Here is a 22,803-nt window from a genome sequence, read left to right on the forward strand (position 1 = left end):
CCGCCGGATCTGTTGGAAATTTCAGGGATCGTCAGGTCCGGAAAAAGTGTCAGGCCCGGCGATTCCTGTCTAGATGCATTCACCGCCATCGACGACCAGCGCGTGACCGGTCACGAAGGTCGACATGTCGGAGGCGAGGAAAACGATCGCATCGGCAATTTCGCCGGTGGTGCCCCAGCGGCCCATCGGAATCGTGTCCGAGATATAGCTTTCCAGCGCGGCGCGGCCGCCCATTTGCACTTCGAACCCGGCATTGAAGGGGGTGTCGATGAAACCCGGACAAAGCGCGTTGAAGCGGATGTTGTCACCCGCATAATCCGCCGCCATCTGCCGCGTCATCGCCACCGCCGCGTGTTTGGTGGTGGCATAGGCGATCATTTCGCGGTCGTATTGCACGCCGGAATTCGACGCGGTGATGATGATGCTGCCGCCGCCCTGTTTTCTCATCGGGCCAATCGCCGCACGGGCGGCCACGAAATGGGCGCGCACGTTCAGGTTCCAACTGGCATCCATGTTGCCGGGCGCCACCTGTTCCAGCTTGCCCTCGATCTGGATGCCGGCATGAGAATGCAAGATATCGAGCCGGCCATGCTGCTCCGCCGTCTGCAGGATCGCGGCTTCCAGCGCTGCGGAATCGGTCACGTCGACCCCCTGTGCCGTGGCCATGCCACCCGCTGTGGCGATCTCTTCCGCGGCCTCGCGGGCCAGCGATTCGTCGCGGTCGGTCACGACCACATGCGCCCCGCACCGGGCCATTGCCAGAGCACCGGCGCGCCCGATCCCTGACCCGGCACCGGTGACGAAGGCCACGCGGTCTTGCAGCGAAACCATCTCGGCCGGCGTTTTCACTCTTTCATGAACGCTCATGTCTTTCTCTTTTCTCCACGCCGCAGCAGGATCTGCGCGGTCACCAACATGATCAGCGACGCCGCCAGCACCAAGGTACCGATGGCGTTGATTTCGGGCGTCACACCGCGCCGGATCGACGAGAACACGTAGATCGGCAGCGTGGTTTCGGACCCGGCGACGAAAAAGGCGATGATGAAATCATCGAAGCTGAAGGTGAAGCTGAGCAGGAACCCGGCCAGGACGCCGGGCAGGATCAGCGGCAGCGTCACCTGCCGGAAGGTGGCCATCGGCGTGGCGTAGAGGTCCGAGGACGCTTCGGTCAGCGACCGGTCCATCCCCGCCAGGCGCGCCCGCACGATGATGACGACAAGCGCCATGGTGAACATCGTATGCGCCGCGATCAGAGATCCCATGCCCATGCTGAGCTTGGGCGCCGTCACCCCTTCGGGCCAGACGGCGGCGATGGCCGGGTTGATCAGGTCGAACAGCGTCACCAGCCCGATCAGCGTGGCGATGCCGATGACGATCCCGGGGATCATCACCGCGATGTAGATCAGCCCGTCGAACACGGTGCGCAGCGGCCCCTTGATCCCCTGCAACGCCACCGCCGCCATGGTGCCGAACAGGCTGGCGAAGAGGGCCGAGAAGAAGGCCACGGTCAGGCTGGTCTGCAGCGCGTCCATGACGAAGGGGTTGTTCAGCGCCTTGCCGTACCACTGGGTCGAAAACCCCTGCAACTGGCTGGCATGGCGGCCGGCGTTGAAGCTGAAGATCGCGATCACGCCGATCGGGATATAGAGGAACAGGTAGACGAAAATGGAATATAGCCGCATCACTCAGATCCTCACATCAACGACACGTCTTCGCGCTGCGCGCCAAGTTTGCTGATCAGCCGCATGTAGAGCGTCACGCTGATCAACATGATGATCACCAGCGTCGCCGCCACCGCCGAGCCGAAGGCCCAGTTACGCGATTGCAGGAACAGGTCGACCAGGGCGTTGCCGACGAAGAACACCTTGCCGCCACCCAGCAGCGCGGGGATCAGGTATTCGCCCATTAGCAGGATGAAGACCAGAAGGCTGCCTGTGGCGATGCCGGGAAGCGACAGTGGCAGCGTCACCTGCAGGAAGGTCCGGATACGGGTCGCGCCGAGGTCCGAGGACGCTTCGAGCAACCTTTTGTCCAGCCGGTCGAGACTGACGAAGATCGGGAAGACCATCAGCGGCAGGTAGCCATAGACGATCCCGACCAGCACCGCGAAGGGGGTGTTGATCAACCGCACGTCCTCGATGCCGATCATGGCCAGCAGCGCCGGGATGCCGCGGCCGCCCAGCAGGAAGATCCAGGCGTAGGAACGGATCAGGATAGAGGTCCAGAACGGCACGATGACCAGCACCAGAAGCATGGTCTTCCATTTCGGGCTGGCCAGGACGGCCAGGTAATAGGCCAGCGGATAGGCGATCACGAGCGCCGCCAGCGTACCGACCGGCGCCAGTATCAGGGTATTCTTGAACGCCGCCCAGCGAGCCGGCAGGTTGGCATATTGTTCCAGGGTGAACGCGGGGACATATCCACCGGAGGCCCCGCGTTCGCCGAAGCTGAAAACGAGAACGACCGTCAGCGGCACGATCAGCATGACCAGAAACCAGGTTCCGGCAGGTGCCAGCAGCAAGAGATTGCGGGTGCGTTGTGTCATGTCGTTCTCGTCGTTTTCAGATCAGGCCGATTTGAAGCGGGCCATCAGTTCGGCCCGGTTCGGGTCGGTCAGCGTCACGGCCGCGCCGAATTCCAGCGCATTCAGCAGTTCTTGCGCCGGGTAGAGGATCGGATCGTTCAGCAGTTCTTCGGGCAGCAGCGCGTTGGTATGCGCATCCGCCGACGGGTAGCCATGTGCCAGAACTTCCTTGGCGTTGACCTGCGGATCGAGCAGGAAGTTGATCAGCGCGTAGCCTGCGGCGCGGTGCGGGGCACCCTTGGGAACGGCGTAGTAGTCGCTCCAGATTTCGCCGCCTTCCTTGCCCAGGACATAGGCGATTTCGGGCATGTCGTTGTTCAGCTGCTTGCCGTCGCCGGTCCAGGCCATCGACATCCAGGCATCGCCGTTGCGAATCGACGGCTGGTAGTCCGACGAGATTGCGAACAGGTGCGGTTTGCATTCGATCAGCAGCTTCTCGGCGTCGGCCAGTTCCTTCTCGTCCACCGAGTTGAAGGAATAGCCGAAATATTTCAGCGCGTTGCCGATGGTGGTCAGCTGGTAGTCATGCACCATGGTACGGCCGGAGAATTCGTTCTTGGTCATGTCGAAGAACTGTTTCCAGCTGTCGACCTTCACACCGTTGGTATGCTTGGTGTTGACAACGAAACCGGTGGTACCCCAGTCCTTCGGCACCGCGTAGAGCTTGCCGTCGACCGATCCGGCATCAGAGAAGCGCGAGTCATAGGCCTTGGGATCGTAGTTCGGAATCAGCGAGGTATCGAGCGGTTCGATCAGGTCTTCGCCGACATAGGTGGTGATAGTGTAGTTGGTGGGCACGAAAACGTCCCAGCCGGTGGCGCCCGCCTGCAGCTTGGCCAGCATTTCTTCGTTCGACCCGAACACGTTGACCTGCACATAGGCGCCGGTGGCTTCGGTGAAGGCCTCGAAGTTTGCCGGGTCATGGTAGTTCGGCCAGGTCGCAAGCACCACGCGGTCGCCGATATCGCCGGCGGCGAAGGCCGGGCGCGGGCGCAAGCCGGGAACTGCGGCCCCCATGACGGCGGTGGCCATGCCGAGACCGGTCACGCCAAGGAAATGACGACGGCTGACCGACCCCTTCTTGTAGCGGTACAGTTCTTCCATGAACTGCTTCTTGGTGATTGGTTTATCATCGCGTTGCATTTGGATACTCCCTGTGAAGAGTTTTTATTGGCTTTAGGTATTTTCCAGAACGAGCGCCGCGCCGGGATCCCAGAAGGCCCGTAGCACGTCACCCGTATTGAACGGCCCTTCGTTCAATTCCGCGATCCTGGGAGCCAGCACGAGGAATTCTCCAAGGCTGTCATGCCGCACCAGGTATTCCGTGTGTTCGCCGAGGAAGATCCGGTTCAGCACCGTGACCTGAAGGCTGTCTTCGCCGGCCGTGGCGCTGAGGCGGATCTGTTCAGGACGGACGCTGACCGTTACGTCCTGACCGGGGCGGACGTCATGCACCGCCTCGCCGGTCACGTCCTGGCCGTTGCTCAGCGTGACCGTCGCGACCTGCGCGGAAACACCGGCAACCTTGCCGTCGAAGAAGTTGGTCGAGCCGACGAAGCCCGCCACGTAGCGGTTGCGCGGCCGGTCGTAGAGGTCCTGCGGCGATCCGATCTGTTCGATCTTGCCCGCCCGCATGATGCAAACCCGATCGCTCATCGACAGCGCTTCTTCCTGGTCATGCGTGACGAGGATGAAGGTGATGCCAAGCCGGCGCTGGATGTTCTGCAACTCGATCTGCATCTCCTTGCGCAGCTTGCGGTCCAGCGCGGCCAGAGGTTCGTCGAGCAGCAGGAGCTTCGGTTCATTCACCACCGCGCGGGCCAGTGCGACACGCTGTTGCTGGCCCCCGGACATTTCCCAGATGCGGCGGTCCTCGAACCCCTGCAGCTGCACCAGTTCGAGAGCATTGGCCACCTTTTCGGCGATTTCGGTCTTGGGCAGGCGCGGACGGCGCTGTTTCAGGCCATAGCCGATATTCTGCGCCACGGTCAGGTGCGGGAACAGGGCGTATTGCTGGAACACCATGTTCACCGGGCGCAGATGCGCGTCGAGCGTGTTCACAACCTCACCGTCGATCAGGACCTCACCTTCGGTCGGGGCCTCAAATCCCGCCAGCATCCGCAGCGCGGTGGTCTTGCCGCAGCCCGACGGACCGAGGAAGGACAGGAATTCGCCCTCCGCGATCGCCAGGTTCAAATCGTCCGCCGCCAGCACCGCGCCGAAGCGCTTCGAAACGCCCCGCAGCTCGGCGATGATTTTCTTGCCGCCCGTGTCGCGGCCCGGGGTATATTCACCCTTGTCCATTTTCTTGATTGTTTCCCTGTTGGGTGGCATATCATCTGATTTGAGAAAATCGTAAGAAAATCCCGTTTCATTGTATATACCACGAATTAGGTAGTGCTTTTTTGATAGCCGGGATGGAGGGAGGACCGCAGTGACCACTTGGGCCGAGGCAACCGGCGACTTGATATCGGCGATCGACACCGATGACTTCGCGGCAAAACTTTCCAATTCTTTGAAAGGCATAGCCCCCTTCGACTACACGGTCGTGTTCGGCTACCTCGGCTCTGCCCGGCCGCTGGACCTTTACGACGACTTCCCGCGCGGCAAGCGGCGGGCGTTCGTCGAGGATTACCAGGCGGGGCCCTATCTGCTCGATCCGTTCTACCTTGCCAGCACGACGCCGGTGGATTCGGGGCTGTACCGGCTGCGCGATCTGGCGCCGGACCGCTTCTATCAGGGTGAATATTTTCGCAACTATTATGTCCAGACGGGACTTGCGGAGGAAATCGGGTATTTCATCAACCTGCCCGACAACGCGGTTGTGGTGGTTTCGCTGATGCGGGCAGAAAAGGCGTTTTCGGCCAAGGAAGTCCGTGAATTGCGCAGCTACTGGCCGGTGGTGAACGCCGCCTGCAGCAAGCACTGGCGCGGGCTGGCTGAAAACTTCGGTGTCCCCGGCGGCAAAACGACCGAATACGGACTGCACAAGAGCCTTGAACTGGCGTTTCAGACCTTCGGCAAGGGCGTCTTGACCCCGCGCGAACGCGAGGTGGTCGAGTTCACCCTGAAGGGCCATTCCGCCGAAGCGGTCGGACGGATCCTTGAAATCGCCCCCGGCACGGTGCGGATCCACCGGCGTAACATCTATTCCAAGCTGCATATCCGGTCGCAGGGCGAATTGTTTTCCGAATTCATCGACACCCTGATCGAAAGCTCGACCTGATCCGGGCGCGCGGCGCCCGCCACACTCAGGCATCCTGCAGCCCCAGATGCATTTTACGCTTTCGGAAGGTCGTCGGAGACACGCCGCAACGGGCCTTGAAATGCTTGGCCAGATGGCCGGCATCGGTGAAACCGCAGCTTACCGCCACCTCGATCAGCGATAGATCTGTCGTGTCGATCAGCTTCAGCGCCTTGTCCAGGCGCATGTTGATCAGGAACTGGTAAGGCGTTGTATCGAAAGCCTTGCGGAATTTGCGCTCCAGCGCCTTCGGGCTGATCCCCAACTGCCGGGTCAGATCGGCAATGCTCATGTCGGTATCGAAGTTCCGTTCCATCACCGTGATCGCCGTTTTCAGCGCCGGGTCGAACGGGCCGAGCGTGGTCGAACGCGGGCTGATCTGCAGCATGTCGCCGGGGCGGATGTTGTCATGGAGAAAGATCGCCGACACCGTCCTGACGATCACTGGCGCGACATGGTCGGAAAGCAGGTTCAGCATCATGTCCAGCGTCGCCGACATGCCCGCCGCAGTGATCGTGCCGTCGTGGCTTTCCACCAGCCGGTCGGAAATGTCGGCCCCGGCCAACTGTTCGACAAGAACCGATTTGTTTTCCCAATGCGTCGTCATCGGGCAACTGGCGCCTCGGTTTTGGAAAATAAATTCGGCGGCGGCCTCGGACAGCAGGATGACCTTGGCGTGGGATTGCCGCGCCGTGCGGATACGGGCCAGGGACGGCCTGTCGAGGAAGCGATGCGCACGGTTGCCGGCAACGATCAGGTAATCCGGCACGGCGGGCAGATCGTCGAACGCCACCGCGTTCACGCAAAGCCCCCCTGCCCCTTCGATGCCGCCTTCCTGCGTCGAACAATAGGTCCAGCGAAACAGTTCCCTGCCGCTGACCCGGTTGCAGACCCGCAGGGTGTCGACGACCGAGGCGACCTCCGTCGCGACGAAACCGGGCTGGACCAGCACGTCGATTGCGATGGGCCTTTGGGGTGAGACGGATTCGCGTACCTTGGTTTCCTTGCCGGGGAAGCCCAGGTTGGCGACAATCGCATTGGAGCCGGTCATATCAGATAACTCCTTGGTTGGCACTCTCGGCGATCACGTGTCGAGAACGGCGAAGTATTTCTTGACGTATGCCTTGATATTCCAGCTGCAGACCGCCCCCTTGGGCACGAAGAAACAGTCGCCCGCGCGGAAGGTCTGGGCGGTGCCGTCTTCTGCGGTGATGGTGACCTCGCCTTCCAGCATCTGGACGAATTCATGCACCGGGAAGGGCTGCATCTCGCTCACCATCGCATCGCTTTCCCAGACCCCCACGGACATGTTGCCCGCATCATTGGTGAATTCGATATGTGCGCGCTGCACCGGCCGGGGGCCGATGATGGTGAACGGCGCAGTGCCGTCCAGCAGCATCAAAGGAACCTGCGGATCCATCACCCGCACGCCGCCTTCCGCGCTGTCGATTTGCGGCGTATCGGCCATCGGGTCGAGGTAGGTCATAAAAAATTTCTTCAGGTACCCATCCTGTTTCCAGCTGATCGGAATCGCGTTGCGGAAAAGGGCGCTTTGACCCTGCTTGACCCCGACCGCCGTGCCATCGCCATCGATCATCTCGAATGCACCCTCCAGCACCCAGATGAATTCGTCGCCGGGATAAGGCCCGAAGGTTTCCTGCATTGTGGTGGTATCCCAGACGCCGACGGTCAGCCCCAGGTCTTCGTCGCTGAAATAGACATGCAGGTGCTGGGTCGGCAGCGGCGATTGGAAATCGGCCGGGTCGCATTCCATTTCCGCCAGCCAGATTCCGGGCGGACCGTTCGGTTCAAGAAGAATGACTTTCCGGCTCGCTGTCATGTTCTGCACCCTCCCAAGGCCGCCCTGCGGTCGCACAGCGCGCATCTGACGGACCTGTCCGGGTGACATCCGGCGCCGCGACGCATTTGATCAAATCCTGACTTGACTTGCGGCAAAAATCAACACAACGATTGAATGATCATTCAATTGCTAGAGTGCAGAAGCGATTATTGTCCAAATGGCATTCGTTCCGCGACAGCAGCGCCTTGCAGCGCCGGACCGGCATGACGGAAGGAATTTCCGGCGCCATTTCAGGGGCCTGAGACCGGACCCGACCGCCCAAGGCCCCTTCTTGTAACCTTCTGACGCCGCCGTAAAACAAAAGGACCGACATGCTCCGCGACCCCCGTTACGACATCCTGTTCGAACCTGTGAAGATTGGTCCGGTGACCGCCAAGAACCGATTCTACCAGGTGCCCCATTGCAACGGGATGGGGCACCAATACCCCTCCAGCATGACGGCAATGCGCGGCATCAAGGCCGAGGGCGGCTGGGGCGTCGTCAACACCGAGGAGGTGGAGATCAGCCACACCTCGGAACTCAGCCCGATCCCCGAGGGGCGGCTTTGGGATGACAGCGACATCCCGGTCCTGGCCAAGATGGTCGACAAGATCCACGCGCATGGGGCGCTGGCCGGGATCGAACCGGCGCATCTGGGTGGCGGGGCATCGAACCTTTACAGCCGCGAGGTTCCGATGGGCCCCTCGGCGCGCCCGGTCGACCTGATAGACCCGATCCAGGTCCGGGCGATGGACAAGGCCGATATCAGGGCCTTCCGCAAGATGCATGTGGAGGCGGCGTTGCGGTCCAAGAAGGCGGGGTTCGACATCGTCTACCTGTATGCCGGGCACGACATGACCACCTTCACGCATTTCCTGTCTCGCAGCCGCAATGACCGGGGCGACGAATATGGCGGGTCGCTGGAAAACCGCGTGCGACTGCTGCGCGAGGTGCTGCAGGACACCAAGGAAGCGATCGGCGACACCTGCGCGGTGGCGATCCGACTGATGGTGGACGAACTGCGCGGGTCCGGCGGGCTGACCTGCGACGGCGAGGGGCGCGACATCGTCGAGATGCTGGCCGACCTGCCCGACCTGTGGGACGTGAATATCAGCGACTGGGCCAATGACAGCGCACCGTCGCGTTTTACCGAACAGGGGTTCCAGGACAGCTATGTGTCTTTCGTCAAGAAGGTGACGAACAAATCCGTCGTGGGGGTGGGCCGCTATACCTCGCCCGACGCGATGGTGTCGCTGATCAAGAGCGGTGCGCTGGACCTGATCGGCGCGGCACGGCCGTCGATCGCCGATCCGTTCCTGCCTAAGAAGGTCGAGGAAGGCCGGATCGAGGATATCCGCGAATGCATCGGCTGCAACATGTGCGTCAGTGGCGATTACCTCGCCGTGCCGATGCGCTGCACCCAGAACCCGACCATGGGCGAGGAATGGCGGCGCGGCTGGCACCCCGAAAAGATCAAGGAAAAGACCGCCGAGGAAACCGTGCTGATCGTCGGTGCCGGGCCTTCGGGGCTGGAAGCCGCCCGCGCCCTTGGTCAGCGCGGGTACACCGTGACCCTGGCCGAGGCCGGGATCGAGGCCGGCGGCCGGGTGGCGGTGGAAAGCCGCCTGCCGGGCCTGTCCGAATGGCGGCGGGTGGCAGATTACCGGCAGTACCAGATCAGCCAGATGGCCAATGTAGAGCTGTTCTTCGACAGCCGCCTGACGGCCGAGCAGGTACTGGAATTCGACGCCGATCACGTGGTGATCGCCACCGGGTCGAAATGGGTGCGCAGTGGCATCGGGCGCGCCAACCGCCGACCGATCCCGGTCGATGCGGATGCGGTGGTGCTGACCCCGGACGAGGTTTCGGCCGGTCGGCGGCCCGAAAAAGGCCCCGTCGTGGTGTTCGACGACGACCATTACTACATGGGTGGGCTGATGGCCGAAAAACTGCGGCTGGAAGGGTTCGACGTGACCTATGTCACCCCAGCCGCCGATGTGTCGCACTGGACCCACAACACGATGGAACAGGGCCGGATTCAGACCCGCCTGATCGAGCTGGGCATCAAGATCGTGCCGCTGCACAACCTCGCCGCCATTCAGGCCGACCGGGTCGAGCTGTCCTGCGTCTTCACCGACAAGATGCACCCCCTGGCCTGCACCGCGGTGGTGATGGTGACCATGCGCGAAGCCGTGGACGGGCTGTACCACGACTTGACGGCGGATGGCGTGTCGGGGCCGAAATCTGTCACCCGGATCGGCGATTGCCTGGCCCCGGGGACGATTGCCGCTGCCGTCTATGCCGGGCATCGTTACGCCCGCGAACTGGGCGAACCGGTTGCCGAGGGCGTGCCGTTCCGGCGCGAACTGCCCGCCTTGTCGAACGACTGATCCGCAGGAAAGGAACGAAAAATGGCCCGCGACCCGCGCTGTGACATCCTGTTCGAACCGGTGAAGATCGGGCCGGTGACGGCGAAGAACCGGTTCTACCAGGTGCCACACTGCACCGGCATGGGCTGGCTGCGCCCGCGCACGCTGGCCGAAATGCGCGGCGTGAAAGCTGAGGGCGGCTGGGGCGTTGTCTGCACCGAATACAACTCGATCCATCCCAGTTCCGACGACTTGCCGCATCCGTCTGCCTCGCTCTGGGATGATGGCGATATCCGAGCGCATGCGCTGATGACTGAAAAGGTGCACGAACACGGCGCCCTGGCCGGGGCCGAGCTGTGGTATGGCGGCGCGCGCACCGCGAACCTGCATACCCGGGAAGTGCCGATGGATATCGGCAGTTTCCCCAACCTCGCCGGACACCCGTTCCAGACCCGCGCGATGGACAAAACCGATATCCGCACCCTGCGCCGCTGGCACCGCAAGGCCGCCCTGCGCGCCCGCGATGCCGGGTTCGACATCGTCTATGTCTACGCCACGCACGGCTACCTGCTGTCGAATTTCCTGAACCCGCGGGTGAACACGCGCGGCGACGAATATGGCGGATCGCTGGAAAACCGCACCCGTCTGGTGCGCGAGCTGATCGAGGAAACCAAGGACGCGGTCGGCGACCGCTGCGCCGTGGCGGTGCGCTTCGCGGCCGACGAAAAGACCGGCGAGGACGGCGTACCGATCCATGGCGAACGCCGCGACATGTTCGAGATGCTGGCCGAACTGCCGGATCTGTGGGACATCAACATCGCCGATTATTCGCTGGAAATGGGGGTGTCGCGCTTCGTGAAGGAAGCGCCGCTGGAACCCTACATGGATTTCGTCAAAAGCGTGACCTCGAAACCGGTGGTCACGGTGGGCCGCTTCACCTCGCCCGACACGATGGTTTCCCAGGTGAAACGCGGGGTGACCGACCTGATCGGGGCGGCGCGCCCGTCGATCGCCGACCCGTTCCTGCCGAAAAAGATCGAAGAGGGCCGGCCGGAAACGATCCGCGAATGCATCGGCTGCAACATCTGCTATTCCGGCGACACGATCGGGGTGCCGATCCGCTGCACCCAGAACCCCACGATGGGCGAGGAATGGCGGCGCGGCTGGCATCCCGAAAAGATCGCCCCGAAGACATCGCAGGCCAAGATCCTGATCGTCGGCGCCGGGCCGACCGGGCTGGAAGCCGCCCGGGCGCTTGGCGCGCGCGGGTACAAGGTGATGCTGGCCGAGGCGTCGCGCGATCTGGGCGGGCGCGTCACCCGCGAAAGCGCCCTGCCGGGGATGAGCGAATATGCCCGCGTGCGCGATTACCGCGAACAGGCGCTGCTTGATCTGCCCAATGTCGAGGTGTTCCGCGAAAGCGCGCTGAGCGCCGAGGATGTGTTAGATGTCGGCGCCGATCACGTCGCCATCGCCACCGGCGCGACCTGGCGACGCGACCGCTTCGATGGCGAGCGTTTCGTTTCCATCGCCGCGCCGGGAACCACGCCGGAAATCCTGACTGCCGACGATATCATGGCGGGGCGGATGCCCTCGGGGGCCACGCTGGTTTACGACGAAGATAACTATTACCTCGGCGGGGTGATCGCCGAGCGGGTGAAGCAGGCGGTGGTTCCGGTGACGCTTTGCACCCCGTCCGATTCCGTGTCGGACTGGGCCGGGAAGACCTCGGAACGCTGGCGGATACGCAGCCACCTGATGCGTGCAGGCGGCGGGATCGAACTGGCCCACAGCCTGACCCGCTTCGACGGTCAGCATGCGGTGTTGACCTGCGAATACAGCGGCGCCGAAAAGGAATTGCCGGTGTCATCGGTGGTGATGGTGACGCAGCGCAGGCCCAATGACGGGCTTTATCACGACATCCTGTCACGGGCGGGCGGCGATCCCGACGCCCTGCCCTTCACCCTGAAGCGAATCGGCGATTGCGAAGCGCCGGGCATCATCGCCGCCGCCACCCACGCCGGGCACCGCTATGCCCGCGAGCTGGACGCGGCGGTCGATCCGGACGAACCGCTGAAACATGACCGCGTCGATGTGGGGTAATTGAAAAGGGCGGGCCGCTTGGCCCGCCCGGATCGCGTTGTCAGGTCTTGGCGATGCGATAGATCGCCGGGATCACCAGCACCGTGAAGGCGGTGGAGGACGCCAGTCCGAACAAGAGCGAAATCGCCAGCCCCTGGAAGATCGGGTCGAACAGGATCACCGCCGCCCCGATCATCGCCGCGATGGCGGTCAACAGGATCGGCTTGAACCGGGTCGCCCCCGCCTCGATCAGGATGTCGATGGTGACCCGTCGTTCCGGGTCCGCATGACGGATGAAATCCACCAGCAGGATCGAGTTGCGCACGATGATCCCCGCCAGCGCGATGAAGCCGATCATCGACGTGGCCGAAAACGGCGCCCCGAACAGCCAGTGGCCCAGCATGATCCCGAGGAAGGTCAGCGGCACCGGCGTCAGGATCACCAGCGGCAGGCGGAAGCTGCCGAACTGCGCCACCACGAGGATATAGATCCCCAGAAGCGCCACCCCGAAGGCCGCCCCCATGTCGCGGAATGTGACCCAGGTGACTTCCCATTCGCCGTCCCACAGCAGCACCGGCTGATCGGTGGTTTCCGGCTGGCCGTTCATCCGGATCGTGGGCTTGTAACCCTCGGGCCAGTTGACCGCGTCCAGACGCTTGGCCACTTCCAGCATACCGTAAAGCGGCGCCTCGAAGTCGCCGGCCAATTCGCCGGTGACCATGATCACGTCATAGCCGTTGTGCCGGAACACCGGGAAGGAGGCACGCTCCTCGGCGATGTCCACCACGTCGCCCAGTTCGACCACGCCGCGGTTTCCCGGCAGCGCGTTGGCCGGAACCGGCGTCGATAGCGCCTCGGCGTCCATCACCCGGTCCGATTTGGCGCGCGCCATGACGATCGGGATCGGCCGGCGGCCGTCGCCGCGATGCGAATACCCCACTGTGGTTTCCCCGTTCAGCATGCGCAGCGTGTCGAGAGCGTCGCTTTCCTGAACGCGGTAGAAATCCATGTCCGTGGGGCGCAGTTCGGCCCGCAACCGGCGCGACCGTTCGCCATAGCTGTCGTCGACGTCCACCACGAAGGGGATGTCTTCGAACGCCTTGCGCACCAGGCTTGCCACTTCGCGCCGGACCTCGGCGTCGGGGCCATAGATTTCGGCCAGCAGGGTCGCGATCACCGGCGGGCCGGGCGGCGGTTCGACCACCTTGACCACGGTGCCCTCGGGCACCTCGACCTGATCGGCCAGCAATTGGCGCAGTTCCAGCGCGATCTCGTGGCTCACCCGGTCGCGTTCGCCCTTCGGCAACAGGTTGAGCTGCACATCGCCCTGTTCGGGCAGCCCGCGCAGATAGTAATGCCGCACCAGCCCGTTGAAGTTGAACGGCGCCGCGGTACCGGCATGGACCTGGGCCGAAATCACCTCGGGCAGGTCCATCGCGACCCGCGCGGCGCTTTGCAGCACGGCATCGGTCGCCTCGACGCTGGCGCCTTCGGGCAGGTCGACGACGATGGCCAGTTCCGACTTGTTGTCGAAGGGCAAGAGCTTCACCGTCACGTCCTTGGTGAAAAGCGCGGCAAGCGACCCGAAGGACAGCCCCACCACCACCAGCAGGAACAGCGCGGAACGCCCCTTGGAGGCGATCACCGGCCGCGCGATGGAAGCATAGAACCGCCCCAGACGACCGCCGGGAAATCCGCCCTCTTCGTGATGCAAAGGCGCGCGGCCTGCGACCTTGAGCATCAGCCACGGCGTGATCATCACCGCCACGAAGAACGAAAAAATCATCGCCGCCGAGGCATTGGCGGGAATCGGGCTCATGTAGGGCCCCATCAGCCCCGACACGAACAGCATCGGCAGCAGCGCCACCACCACGGTCAGTGTGGCGACGATGGTGGGATTGCCGACCTCGGCGACCGCGGCGACCGCGGCGCCGAAGCGGCTTTGGTCTTCGCGCTTCATGCCCCAGTGGCGGGCGATGTTTTCGATCACCACGATGGCATCATCGACCAGGATACCGATCGAGAAGATCAGCGCGAACAACGACACCCGGTTCAGCGTGTAGCCCATGATATAGGCGGCAAACAGCGTCAGCAGGATGGTGACCGGGATCACGATGGCCACCACGATCGCTTCGCGCCAGCCGATCGCCAGCAGCACCAGGATGACGATGGACACGGTGGCCAGCGCCAGGTGGAACAGCAGTTCGTTGGCCTTTTCATCCGCCGTTTCGCCGTAATCGCGGGTGACCTCGACCGCGACGCTGTCGGGGATCAGTTCGCCCTGCATCTCGTGCACCCTGTGGAGGATTTCCTCGGCCACGGTCACCGCGTTGGCTCCGGCACGCTTGGCCAGCGACAGCGTCACCGCCGGTTCGCGGCTGATATTGCCGTCCTCGTCCCGTTCCAGAGTGGTGACATAGTGTTCTTCCTGCCCGGTGACGAAGGAAATGTCGGCCACGTCGCGGACATAAACGGTGCGGCCATCCCGCGCGGTCAGTTCCAGATTGCCGATTTCCGCCGGGGTCGCCAGCGTCTTGCCGATCACCAGCGGGATCTGTTCGCCGCCGTCGCGCAACCGCCCCGCCGGGGCGGCGGAATTGGCGCCCTGCACCTTGCCCGCCAGCTGCTGCAACGTGATGCCTTGCAGCGCCAGCTTTTCGGGATCGGGCGCGACGCGCAGCACCTCGTCGGTGGCGCCGGTCAGGTAGGTCAGGCCGACATTTTCGATCTGGGCCAGCTTCACCTCGACCTCGCGGGCGATCCGCGTCAGCTGCGCAGCATCGACGGCCCCGGCATCGGCAGCGGCCGAGAAGGTCAGCGACACGATGGGCACGTCGTTGATGCCGCGCCCGACCACCAGCGGCTGCGGTATCCCCACCGGGATCCGATCCAGGTTGGCAAGGATCTTGTCGCGCACCCGCAGGATCGCGGTATCGGCGGACACGCCAACCATGAAGCGCGCGGTCACCATGACCTGATCGTCACGGGTGTCGGAATAGACGTGTTCGACCTGGTCGATCCCCTTGACGATGGTTTCTAACGGTTCGGTCACCAGTTTCACCGCATCCTCGGCGCGCAGCCCGTCGGCCTGCACGTGGATGTCGACCAGCGGCACCGAAATTTGCGGTTCTTCCTCGCGCGGCAGGCTGATCAGCGCGATCATCCCCACGGCCAGCGAAGCCAGCAGCAGAAGCGGCGTGAGAGGCGAGGTGATGAAACCGCGCGTCAGCCGCCCGGCGATCCCCAATGCGCCCGAAGGGGCCTGACCTGAAGGTTCACTCATGTCCATCCACCACGATCACGTCGCCCGCATTGAGGCCGGTCAGAATTTCGCGCCAAGCGCGCCCATCCCGGACAACTAGCCCCCCGGGAACGACTGCCCGCTTCAGCACCCCCTGCGCGGTTTCGACCTGTACCAGGTCGATGCCACCGACCCGTTCCAGGGCCTCGTCGGGCACCAGCAGCGCCTCGCGTTCGGCCACCGGCAGCCGTACCGGCAGCCGCCTGCCGACAAAACGGGTATCCAATCCGTCGACTTCCACATCGGCCTGCACCCGGCCGCCTTCGATAAGCGGGTAAAGCTTGACCAACTCGCCCTGCCGGGCTTCGCCGTCCTGGCCAATTTCGATCACATCGCCCTCGGCCAGCGCACCGGCGAACCGTTCCGGTACGGCGAGACGCAGGAAAGCGCCGCCACCGCCGATTTCCGCCACGGCCTCGCCCGGTCCCACAACCGATCCACGCGCCACCGGCACCCGCAACACCACCCCGGTTTCAGGGGCAAGAACCGCGCCCTCCGTGATCTGTTGTTCGATCACCAGCCGTTCCGATGAGAGGCTCGAAATCTCGCCCTGAAGCACCTGAACCTGGGTCCGCAGCTGATCCATCCGCTGGGTGGTGATCACGCCACGTTCCAACAATTGTTCGCCGCGGTCCAGATCGGTCTGCGCGGTGGCAAGCTGGGCACGCGCCGAGTCGAGCCGGGCATCGATCGCATCAATGCGGAAGGCCAGCTTGTCATCCTCGATCACCGCGATCCGCGCGCCCGCCTCGACCCGGTCGCCTTCGGTCACCAGCAATTCGTTGATCGTGCCGCCGATCCGTGCCCGCGCAGGCACCCTGTCGCGGGTTTCGATTTGACCATAAACGGGTTTCCATTCCGTCACGGTTTCCGGCGTCACTTCCAGCGTCTCGGCTGAAAGCGGTGCCGCAAATAGGCAGAATAGAACGAAAAATCGTTTCATCATGTTTCCCCTGAATGCAGGTTTGGGCGTCCCGTGGACGCTATCGCCAGCCCCCGCACATTTCTTTGACATAACGCAAACTCACGCTGCATCGCTTCTGAGGGCCGTGCACCGGAACAAAAATCCGGTGCCGATCCTTCTGGCCTCCGAACATGAAGCGGCGACAAAACGGGCGCAAGCACTCCACCCGGTCCTGACGCTGGTGCAAGAGTGTTTTTCTATAATCGGGCTTAATCGTTCGAATGCTGCGTTGGATTCATGCGCCCACCCTTTTTCAGTCAGCAGGCATCGATGAGTTGTTCGGCCCTTCCTTTCCTTCCCGGTTCGGCCCTGTGCCCGACGGTGCGCGCCTGACCGATCCGACCCACCGATGACCGACAGCCGCAGGAGCGCGCGAAATGAGCACCCCAATAGCAATCGATTTCTATCACGACACCGTCTGCGCCTGGTGTTTCAACCTTTCTTCGCGCTTGCGCCTGTTGGCGCAGGAGTTCGAACTAGACATCCGCCACCGGACCTTTGTTCTGCAGGCCAGCCGCAAGGAAATGGCGATGCGATGGGGCAGCCCGCAACAGGCCCGCGATACGATCCTCGGACATTGGCACCATTGCCGAGAAGCCAGCGACCGGCCCGAGCTGATCAATATCGACGCCATGCGTGCGGCACCCTTTGACTATCCGCATGGCATGACGGCGGCGCTGGCCTGCAAGGCGGCCGAGGTGTTGGGCGGCCAGGAACGGCACTGGGACATGTTCGACCGCATACAGCTGGCGCATCTGAGCGAAGCGCGCAACATCGCCGATCCGAAAGTGTTGCTGGACCTGGCGCAGGAAATTGGGCTGGAGCCGGAAACGTTCAAACGGCTGCTGAACGATCCGGCGGTCGCCAAAAAGGTCGAGGCAGACCGCCGCCAGGCCTATCTGGATCGGGTACAAGCCGTGCCGACCCTGATTGTCACCGCGACGGGCACGCGGCTCATGACCGGATCGATTGCGGAATTGCGCACCCATATCCGGGCGGTCAGCCGCCACTTGGAGCACCTTTGAGGCCACCGCCCGCCCCGGCGCAGGGCCGCGCAGCAGGCAATGGTTTGTGAAGCGGCGGACATAGTGTTTTATGGGCACGTACCAGTGGAGCAAACTATGGACAAGCTGAGCGTCATGCGGGCCTTCTGCCGGATCGTCGACCGGGGCAGCATCGCCCGCGCGGCCGAAGATCTTGGCGTCTCGCCCAGCCTGCTAAGCCGTGATCTGAAGCTGCTGGAAGAAAGCCTTGGCTGCGGCCTGATCACCCGCACCACCCGCAGCATGTCCCTGACCGGACATGGCCGGCTGTATTACGAAGAGGCCGACCGGATTCTCCAGGCGGTCGGCCTGGCCGAGGAACGGGTGCGTTCGGGCGCGCAGGTGGTGCGTGGACTGTTGCGGATCAATGCGCCCCATTCCTTTGGCACCACGGTTCTGGCCGGCCTGTTGCCGCGCTTTTCCAAGCAGCATCCCGACGTGCAGTTGTCGCTCATTTTCGATGACAATGTGCTCGACATGGTCGAAGGCGGCTTTGACGTAGCCATTCGCATCCGCGCCAAGCTGCCGGATTCCGGTTTGATTTCCAATAAGATCATGCCGGTGCACCAAGGCATCTTTGCCTCCCCGGGCTATCTTGCCGATCATGGCAATCCCGAAACCCCGCAGGATCTGAAGGCGCATACCACGCTTTGCTACAGCCTCGCCGAAACGCCGCTGTCATGGGACCTGACGGGACCGGAAGGGCAAGTTTCCGTTCCCATATCACCGCATCTGCGCCTCAGCAGCAGTCTGGTTCTGCGCGACATGATCGTCGCGGACATGGGCATTGGCACCCTGCCGAACTTCCTGTCCGACCCGCTTGAGAAACGCGGCCTGATCAAGCGGTTGCTGCCGGAATGGCGGCTTCCCGAACGCACGATCTACACGCTGGCGGCCTCGCGGCTGAGCACGGACGCCAAGGTTTCCGCCTTCATCGGTTTCTTGGCGCGCGAGCTGTCAACGCATTCCTGACACAGGCGTAAGAGTGTCTTTCGACGGCCCTGCTTAAACCGATCCCATCATAGCCACACAGTGAAGCCGGTTCTTACCAGCAACAGGAAGTTATGATGATCAAGACAACACTTTTCGCCGCCGCAATGGGTCTTTTGCTCGGTGCGCCGCTTCAGGCCGCCGGCACGGCCACCGTCGGTCAAAGCCCTTGGGGACCACAGGATGAACTGGGTGCCCTGAACCTGATGACCGAAGCGTCCCGCGCCGCGATCCTGTCGCGCGTTTCAGGCGGAGAAGCCTACGACCTGTCGGTGGAATATTTCATCGGCATGCCCGGCTGGCACGCGGCCGGCGATCCGCGTTACCAGATGTGGATGACCCATACCCCGCGCGGTACGGTCAAGTCGGACCCGATGCATCTGGGCGAAGAGATGAACGCCCATGTCAGCTATACCGGCTCGGCGATTTCGATGTATGCGCATACCGGAACCCATATCGATGCGCTGAACCACTTTGGCCTGAACGGCGAGATCTACAATGGCTTCCGCGCCGACGACCATCTGGGCGATACCGGCTGGAACGTGACCGGCGCCGAAACCATCCCGCCGATCATCGCTCGGGGGGTGCTGATCGATGTTGCCGGCGCCAAGGATCTCGAGATGCTGCCCGACAACTACCGCATCACCCGCGCCGACCTCGAAGAAACGCTGGCCGCTCAGGAAGTCACCCTGCAGAAGGGCGATGTGGTGCTGATCCGTACCGGCCGTATGGCGGCGTACGAGGATGCGGACGCCTTTATGAATGCCGCGCCGGGGCTCGGCATGGAGGCCGCGGCGTTCTTGGCGGAAGAATCCGGCGCGATGATCGTGGGCGCCGACAATCTCAGCTTCGAGGCTTTCCCGTCCGAAATCGAAGGCAACTATGTGCCGGTTCACACCTATTTGCTGGCGCAGCAGGGCGTTCCGATCATGGAACTGGTCTACCTCGAGGAGCTGGCCGCACAGGACATCCACGAATTCGCCTTCATCGGAGGGTCTTTGAAACTGCGCGGTGCCGATGCGGCCCCGATGCGCCCGATCGCGCTGCCGATCAAATGACCTGGACTGCGGAAAGCCGTTCGTTTCTGACAATTCGCGCACCTTTGGCCGCGCGATGAAGCGGGGCCTTCCAAAGGTACCGGCTTGCCGGGGATGAGCGGCATGCACGGCCAGGATTCGCATAAACGGAGCCTTGGCCGTGCAGCACGGCGACAACCAGAAAACACCAGCCCCGAACAGCCCGTCGGCATCCCGGCCGACCGCATCCTTGTCAAACGCGTCGCCACAGAAATTTCGCAGTGACGCATGCGCTTGCCCCCGATCCCAATTTGCCAGTCCGAGCGTCTACAAATACTGGGGGCTGCTGAGAATCAGCTCCCGACGGGCGGATCATGTAAGGCTTTCCGCCCGCCTGGGGCCGCGCCGCTCTATCCCTTCGAAAACAGCCCAGTCAACGCCCGCGACACCAGCGCCGACACTGACGGGCGACGCTTGCGGGCAAATGGCAGCGGGCGGCAGACCTCCATCGCGGCCACCCCCACGCGCGCGGTCAGCGCGCCGTTGACCACGCCTTCGCCGAACCGGCGCGACAGTTTCGACATCAACCCGCCGCCGGCCAGAGACCCCAGCATATCGTCGCCGACCGCAACGGCGCCGGTCGCGACCAGATGCGCCATGACGGCCCGCATCAACCGCCAGCTACCCAAGGTGCCCGACCGGCCGCCGTAGATTTCCGCCACCCGCCGGATCATCCGCAGGTTCGCGGTCAGCGCCGCCGCCACGTCGGCCAGCGCCAGCGGCACCAGCGCCGTGACCGTCGCCACCTGCCGTGCCGCGGCCTGAACCTCGGCCTGCGCCGCCTTGTCCAGCGGCGCCAGAAGCTCGGCCTCTGCCAGGTCCATCAGCGCGGAGGCGTCGAATTGTTCACCCTGCCTCTCCTCGAACCGCGCCCGGGCCCAGTCGAGATCGGCCCGCGACTGGTATAGCCGCATCAGGCTGCCGCCTACCTGCCGCGCCTTGTCCAGATCGTCCTGCGCCAGCGCCTCCTCGGCCTGTTTGTGCAGCTTGTCGATCCGCGCCAACCGCGAAAACGCCGCCAGTTCGCGGATCACCGCGACCGCCACCGCCAGCAGCAGGGCGATGCCCAGAAGCGCCACCGCCGTGCCCAGCACCGGCGATCGCGCGATCAGCCCGGTCACGAAATCCCATGCCGCCACCGATACCACCGCCCCGATGAAGGACAGCGCCAGCCCCCAGATCCACCGCGCCAGCCGCGACGGTTTCCGCCCGGCCGTGCTCAGCACCGAATGCATCGCCGCCGCCTGCGGCAGACCCTCGTCGCCAATCGGCGGCGCACTGTCGGGGCCCGGCGCCTCGGGCGCGTTTTCCAGATCGATCAGGATCGGTCCGTTCGTCATGCGGTGGTCTCCTTGCGCCAGATCATCTGGATGTCGGGCAGGTTTTCATCATTACGCGTCCCGTCGCTGCGGCCACTTTCGGTGAAGCGTTCGCGGGCATAGAACCGCCGCGCGCCCGTATTGGCCTGAAACACCCAGAGCTGCAGGGTGTCGCTTGCGGATTTCGCCGAATCGAGCAACCGCCTGCCGACCGCCTGCCCGGTTTGATCCGGCCGCAGGTAGAGCGAACAAATCTCAATGCCGTCACGGGCCAGGAACCCGATCACGCGGCCATCGCGTTCCGCCACCGTGACCCAGCCGCGATCGATCATCGCGCCGCAAAACGCGATGGTTTCGGCCTGCGAATGCAGCTTCGGCATCCAGTCGGCACCGCTGTTGAACAGATGCAGGATCTCGCCGGTCTGCCCGGCATCGAGGGCACGCGCGGGACGCAGGACGACGCTCATAGCCGATCCCCGATCAGGAACTGCGCCGCCCGGTCGAGCCGGATATGCGGCGGTCCCTCGCCCGGCTTCAGGTTCAACGCCGCAGGGGCGAATTTCATCACCTCGTATTCGGCATCGAGCCACGCCCCGGCCCCCTTGCGCGCCGGCGACAACAGACGCGCCGGGTCCTCGGGCAAGGCACCGGGATAGAACGCCGCCTGCTTGCCGGTTTCCAACAGCCGCCCACGCACGCAATCCACCTGCCGGCCGTCATGGGTCAGCGTTTCCTCGGTGGTGGCGCGCAGCGCGGCGATCGCCATCGCTTGGGTGTCGGCCCCGGCGAAATCGGCGCGGTCGCGCGCCTCGCGCAGCAACGCTTCCATGATCGCGGTCAGGCGGGCATGCTGGCTGTGATGCAGATGGTCGGATTTGGTGGCCGCGAACAGGATCTTTTCCACCCGCTTGCCCCCCAGGAGCCGCGTCAGCAATGCCGCCCGTCCGGGCCGGAACGCGCCCAGGATATCGCCCATCGCCAGCCGCAGGTCTTCCAGCGCGCGTGGCCCGGAATGAATCGCCCCCAAGGCATCGACCAGAACCACCTGCCGGTCGATACGGGCGAAATGATCGCGGAAGAACGGTTTCACCACGCGCGATTTGTAAGCCTCGAACCGCCGTTCCATTTCCCGGTGCAGCGATCCCCGCTTGGAGGCACCATCCACCGGCAGCGGCGCGAAGGTCAGAACCGGCGATCCGGCCAGGTCGCCGGGCAGCAGGAACCGCCCCGGGGTGCAATCGGAATAGCCCTCCGCCCGCGCCTGGTGCAGATAGTCGGTGTAGGCGCGCGCCAAATCCTGCGCCACCACCTCGTCATGCGCGGCCTCGGGTTCCACCGCCCCGATCCGGTCCAGATAGGTCCGCGCCGAATCCCGCACCGCCAGCCGGTCCAGCATGTCCCGCGACCAGTCGGCGTAGCTTTTCTCCAGCAGTCCCAGGTCAAGCAGCCATTCACCTGGATAGTCGACGATATCCAGATGCACCGTGCGCGGCCCCTGCAGCCCCGACAGAAGCCCCGTGGGCCGCACCCTGAGCGACAGGCGCAGTTCGGATATCGTGCGGGTGCTTTCGGGCCAATGCGGGTCCGGCCCGGTCAGCGCCGCCAGATGGGATTCGAAATCGAACCGCGGCACCGTGTCGTCGGGCTGCGGCTGCAGATACGCCGCCTCGATCCGCCCGTCGGCGGCGGCGACCAGCTGCGGCATCCGCCCGCGATCCATCAGGTTGGCAATCAGAGAGGTGATGAAGACGGTCTTGCCCGACCGCGCCAGCCCGGTCACCCCGAGCCGGATCACCGGTTCGAACAGGGTTTCCGAAATCGCATCGCCGACCGCCTCAACCTGCCGGGTCAGGCTGTCCGCCAAAGTGGTGATGACCAAGGGCCCTGCCTTTCAAATCTCTCTTTCGTTCCAACATAAGTACACAGCAGCGCCGGCAAAACCACCTGCGTTTCATCTTGGCAAAAAACACCCAAACTGCCCCGCCGCTTCC

At 63.7% G+C, this 22,803-nt stretch carries 18 protein-coding genes; 6 read left to right on the forward strand and 12 right to left on the reverse strand.

Annotation, left to right across the window (positions count from 1 at the left end):
- Nucleotides 1-69 precede the first annotated feature (69 nt).
- Genes IT775_RS05925 through IT775_RS05945 form a run of 5 tightly spaced genes read right to left on the reverse strand, consistent with a single transcriptional unit; the run spans nucleotide 70 to nucleotide 4,888 of the window.
- Nucleotides 70-867, reverse strand: a complete 798-nt coding sequence (locus tag IT775_RS05925; RefSeq protein ID WP_246525365.1) for an SDR family NAD(P)-dependent oxidoreductase — start codon at nucleotides 865-867, stop codon at nucleotides 70-72.
- Complete coding sequence (locus IT775_RS05930) at nucleotides 864-1,682, reverse strand: ABC transporter permease (protein ID WP_212700168.1); 819 nt, start codon at nucleotides 1,680-1,682, stop codon at nucleotides 864-866. Before IT775_RS05930 ends, IT775_RS05925 begins: the two co-directional genes overlap by 4 nt.
- A gap of 11 nt (nucleotides 1,683-1,693) precedes the next feature.
- The gene (locus tag IT775_RS05935) at nucleotides 1,694-2,545 is read right to left on the reverse strand and encodes an ABC transporter permease (RefSeq protein ID WP_212700169.1); all 852 of its coding nucleotides are present in this window, start codon (nucleotides 2,543-2,545) and stop codon (nucleotides 1,694-1,696) included.
- A 21-nt stretch (nucleotides 2,546-2,566) separates the two neighbouring features.
- A complete protein-coding gene (locus tag IT775_RS05940) occupies nucleotides 2,567-3,727 on the reverse strand; it encodes an ABC transporter substrate-binding protein (RefSeq protein WP_212700170.1) in 1,161 nt (386 codons plus the stop codon).
- A gap of 33 nt (nucleotides 3,728-3,760) precedes the next feature.
- Nucleotides 3,761-4,888, reverse strand: coding sequence for an ABC transporter ATP-binding protein (locus tag IT775_RS05945; RefSeq protein ID WP_212700171.1), 1,128 nt, complete (start codon nucleotides 4,886-4,888; stop codon nucleotides 3,761-3,763).
- A gap of 130 nt (nucleotides 4,889-5,018) precedes the next feature.
- Between IT775_RS05945 and IT775_RS05950 the strand changes: the two genes are divergently transcribed.
- A complete protein-coding gene (locus IT775_RS05950) occupies nucleotides 5,019-5,810 on the forward strand; it encodes a helix-turn-helix transcriptional regulator (RefSeq protein WP_212700172.1) in 792 nt (263 codons plus the stop codon).
- Between the two features lie 25 nt (nucleotides 5,811-5,835).
- On the opposite strand, the gene IT775_RS05955 is transcribed toward IT775_RS05950, so the two are convergent.
- Both IT775_RS05955 and IT775_RS05960 read right to left on the reverse strand, forming a co-directional pair.
- On the reverse strand, nucleotides 5,836-6,879 hold the full coding sequence (locus tag IT775_RS05955) for a GlxA family transcriptional regulator (protein ID WP_212700173.1): 1,044 nt from the start codon (nucleotides 6,877-6,879) through the stop codon (nucleotides 5,836-5,838).
- 33 nt (nucleotides 6,880-6,912) lie between these two features.
- A complete protein-coding gene (locus IT775_RS05960; protein ID WP_212700174.1) occupies nucleotides 6,913-7,668 on the reverse strand; it encodes a cupin domain-containing protein in 756 nt (251 codons plus the stop codon).
- Nucleotides 7,669-8,000: 332 nt separating this feature from the next.
- Between IT775_RS05960 and IT775_RS05965 the strand changes: the two genes are divergently transcribed.
- Nucleotides 8,001-10,058 carry an oxidoreductase gene (locus IT775_RS05965; RefSeq protein ID WP_212700175.1) on the forward strand — a complete coding sequence of 686 codons (2,058 nt, stop codon included), beginning with the start codon at nucleotides 8,001-8,003 and terminating at the stop codon, nucleotides 10,056-10,058.
- A gap of 21 nt (nucleotides 10,059-10,079) precedes the next feature.
- Nucleotides 10,080-12,140: an oxidoreductase gene (locus IT775_RS05970; protein ID WP_212700176.1), complete on the forward strand. Its 2,061-nt coding sequence runs from the start codon at nucleotides 10,080-10,082 to the stop codon at nucleotides 12,138-12,140.
- A 40-nt stretch (nucleotides 12,141-12,180) separates the two neighbouring features.
- On the opposite strand, the gene IT775_RS05975 is transcribed toward IT775_RS05970, so the two are convergent.
- Both IT775_RS05975 and IT775_RS05980 read right to left on the reverse strand, forming a co-directional pair.
- On the reverse strand, nucleotides 12,181-15,402 hold the full coding sequence (locus IT775_RS05975; protein WP_212700177.1) for an efflux RND transporter permease subunit: 3,222 nt from the start codon (nucleotides 15,400-15,402) through the stop codon (nucleotides 12,181-12,183).
- The gene (locus tag IT775_RS05980; RefSeq protein ID WP_212700178.1) at nucleotides 15,395-16,363 is read right to left on the reverse strand and encodes an efflux RND transporter periplasmic adaptor subunit; all 969 of its coding nucleotides are present in this window, start codon (nucleotides 16,361-16,363) and stop codon (nucleotides 15,395-15,397) included. The genes IT775_RS05975 and IT775_RS05980 overlap by 8 nt, the downstream gene beginning before the upstream one ends.
- 398 nt (nucleotides 16,364-16,761) lie before the next feature.
- On the opposite strand from IT775_RS05980, the gene IT775_RS05985 reads away from it, so the two are divergent.
- From IT775_RS05985 to IT775_RS05995, 3 genes are all read left to right on the forward strand, one after another.
- Nucleotides 16,762-17,409: a DsbA family oxidoreductase gene (locus tag IT775_RS05985; protein ID WP_212700179.1), complete on the forward strand. Its 648-nt coding sequence runs from the start codon at nucleotides 16,762-16,764 to the stop codon at nucleotides 17,407-17,409.
- Between the two features lie 96 nt (nucleotides 17,410-17,505).
- Complete coding sequence (locus tag IT775_RS05990; RefSeq protein ID WP_212700180.1) at nucleotides 17,506-18,399, forward strand: LysR family transcriptional regulator; 894 nt, start codon at nucleotides 17,506-17,508, stop codon at nucleotides 18,397-18,399.
- Nucleotides 18,400-18,494: 95 nt separating this feature from the next.
- The gene (locus IT775_RS05995; protein WP_212700181.1) at nucleotides 18,495-19,475 is read left to right on the forward strand and encodes a cyclase family protein; all 981 of its coding nucleotides are present in this window, start codon (nucleotides 18,495-18,497) and stop codon (nucleotides 19,473-19,475) included.
- 368 nt (nucleotides 19,476-19,843) lie between these two features.
- Here IT775_RS05995 and IT775_RS06000 read toward each other — a convergent pair whose 3' ends face one another.
- From IT775_RS06000 to IT775_RS06010, 3 genes are read right to left on the reverse strand one after another with little or no spacing between them, the layout of a single operon-like run.
- Nucleotides 19,844-20,833 (reverse strand): YcjF family protein, encoded by a 990-nt coding sequence (locus IT775_RS06000; protein ID WP_212700182.1) that lies wholly within the window; start codon nucleotides 20,831-20,833, stop codon nucleotides 19,844-19,846.
- Nucleotides 20,830-21,279, reverse strand: a complete 450-nt coding sequence (locus IT775_RS06005; protein ID WP_212700183.1) for a GNAT family N-acetyltransferase — start codon at nucleotides 21,277-21,279, stop codon at nucleotides 20,830-20,832. Before IT775_RS06005 ends, IT775_RS06000 begins: the two co-directional genes overlap by 4 nt.
- On the reverse strand, nucleotides 21,276-22,691 hold the full coding sequence (locus IT775_RS06010; protein WP_212700184.1) for a YcjX family GTP-binding protein: 1,416 nt from the start codon (nucleotides 22,689-22,691) through the stop codon (nucleotides 21,276-21,278). Before IT775_RS06010 ends, IT775_RS06005 begins: the two co-directional genes overlap by 4 nt.
- Between the last annotated feature and the right edge of the window lie 112 nt (nucleotides 22,692-22,803).

The sequence above is a fragment of the Thalassovita aquimarina genome (genome assembly GCF_018219815.1).
Lineage (GTDB): Bacteria > Pseudomonadota > Alphaproteobacteria > Rhodobacterales > Rhodobacteraceae > Thalassobius > Thalassobius aquimarinus.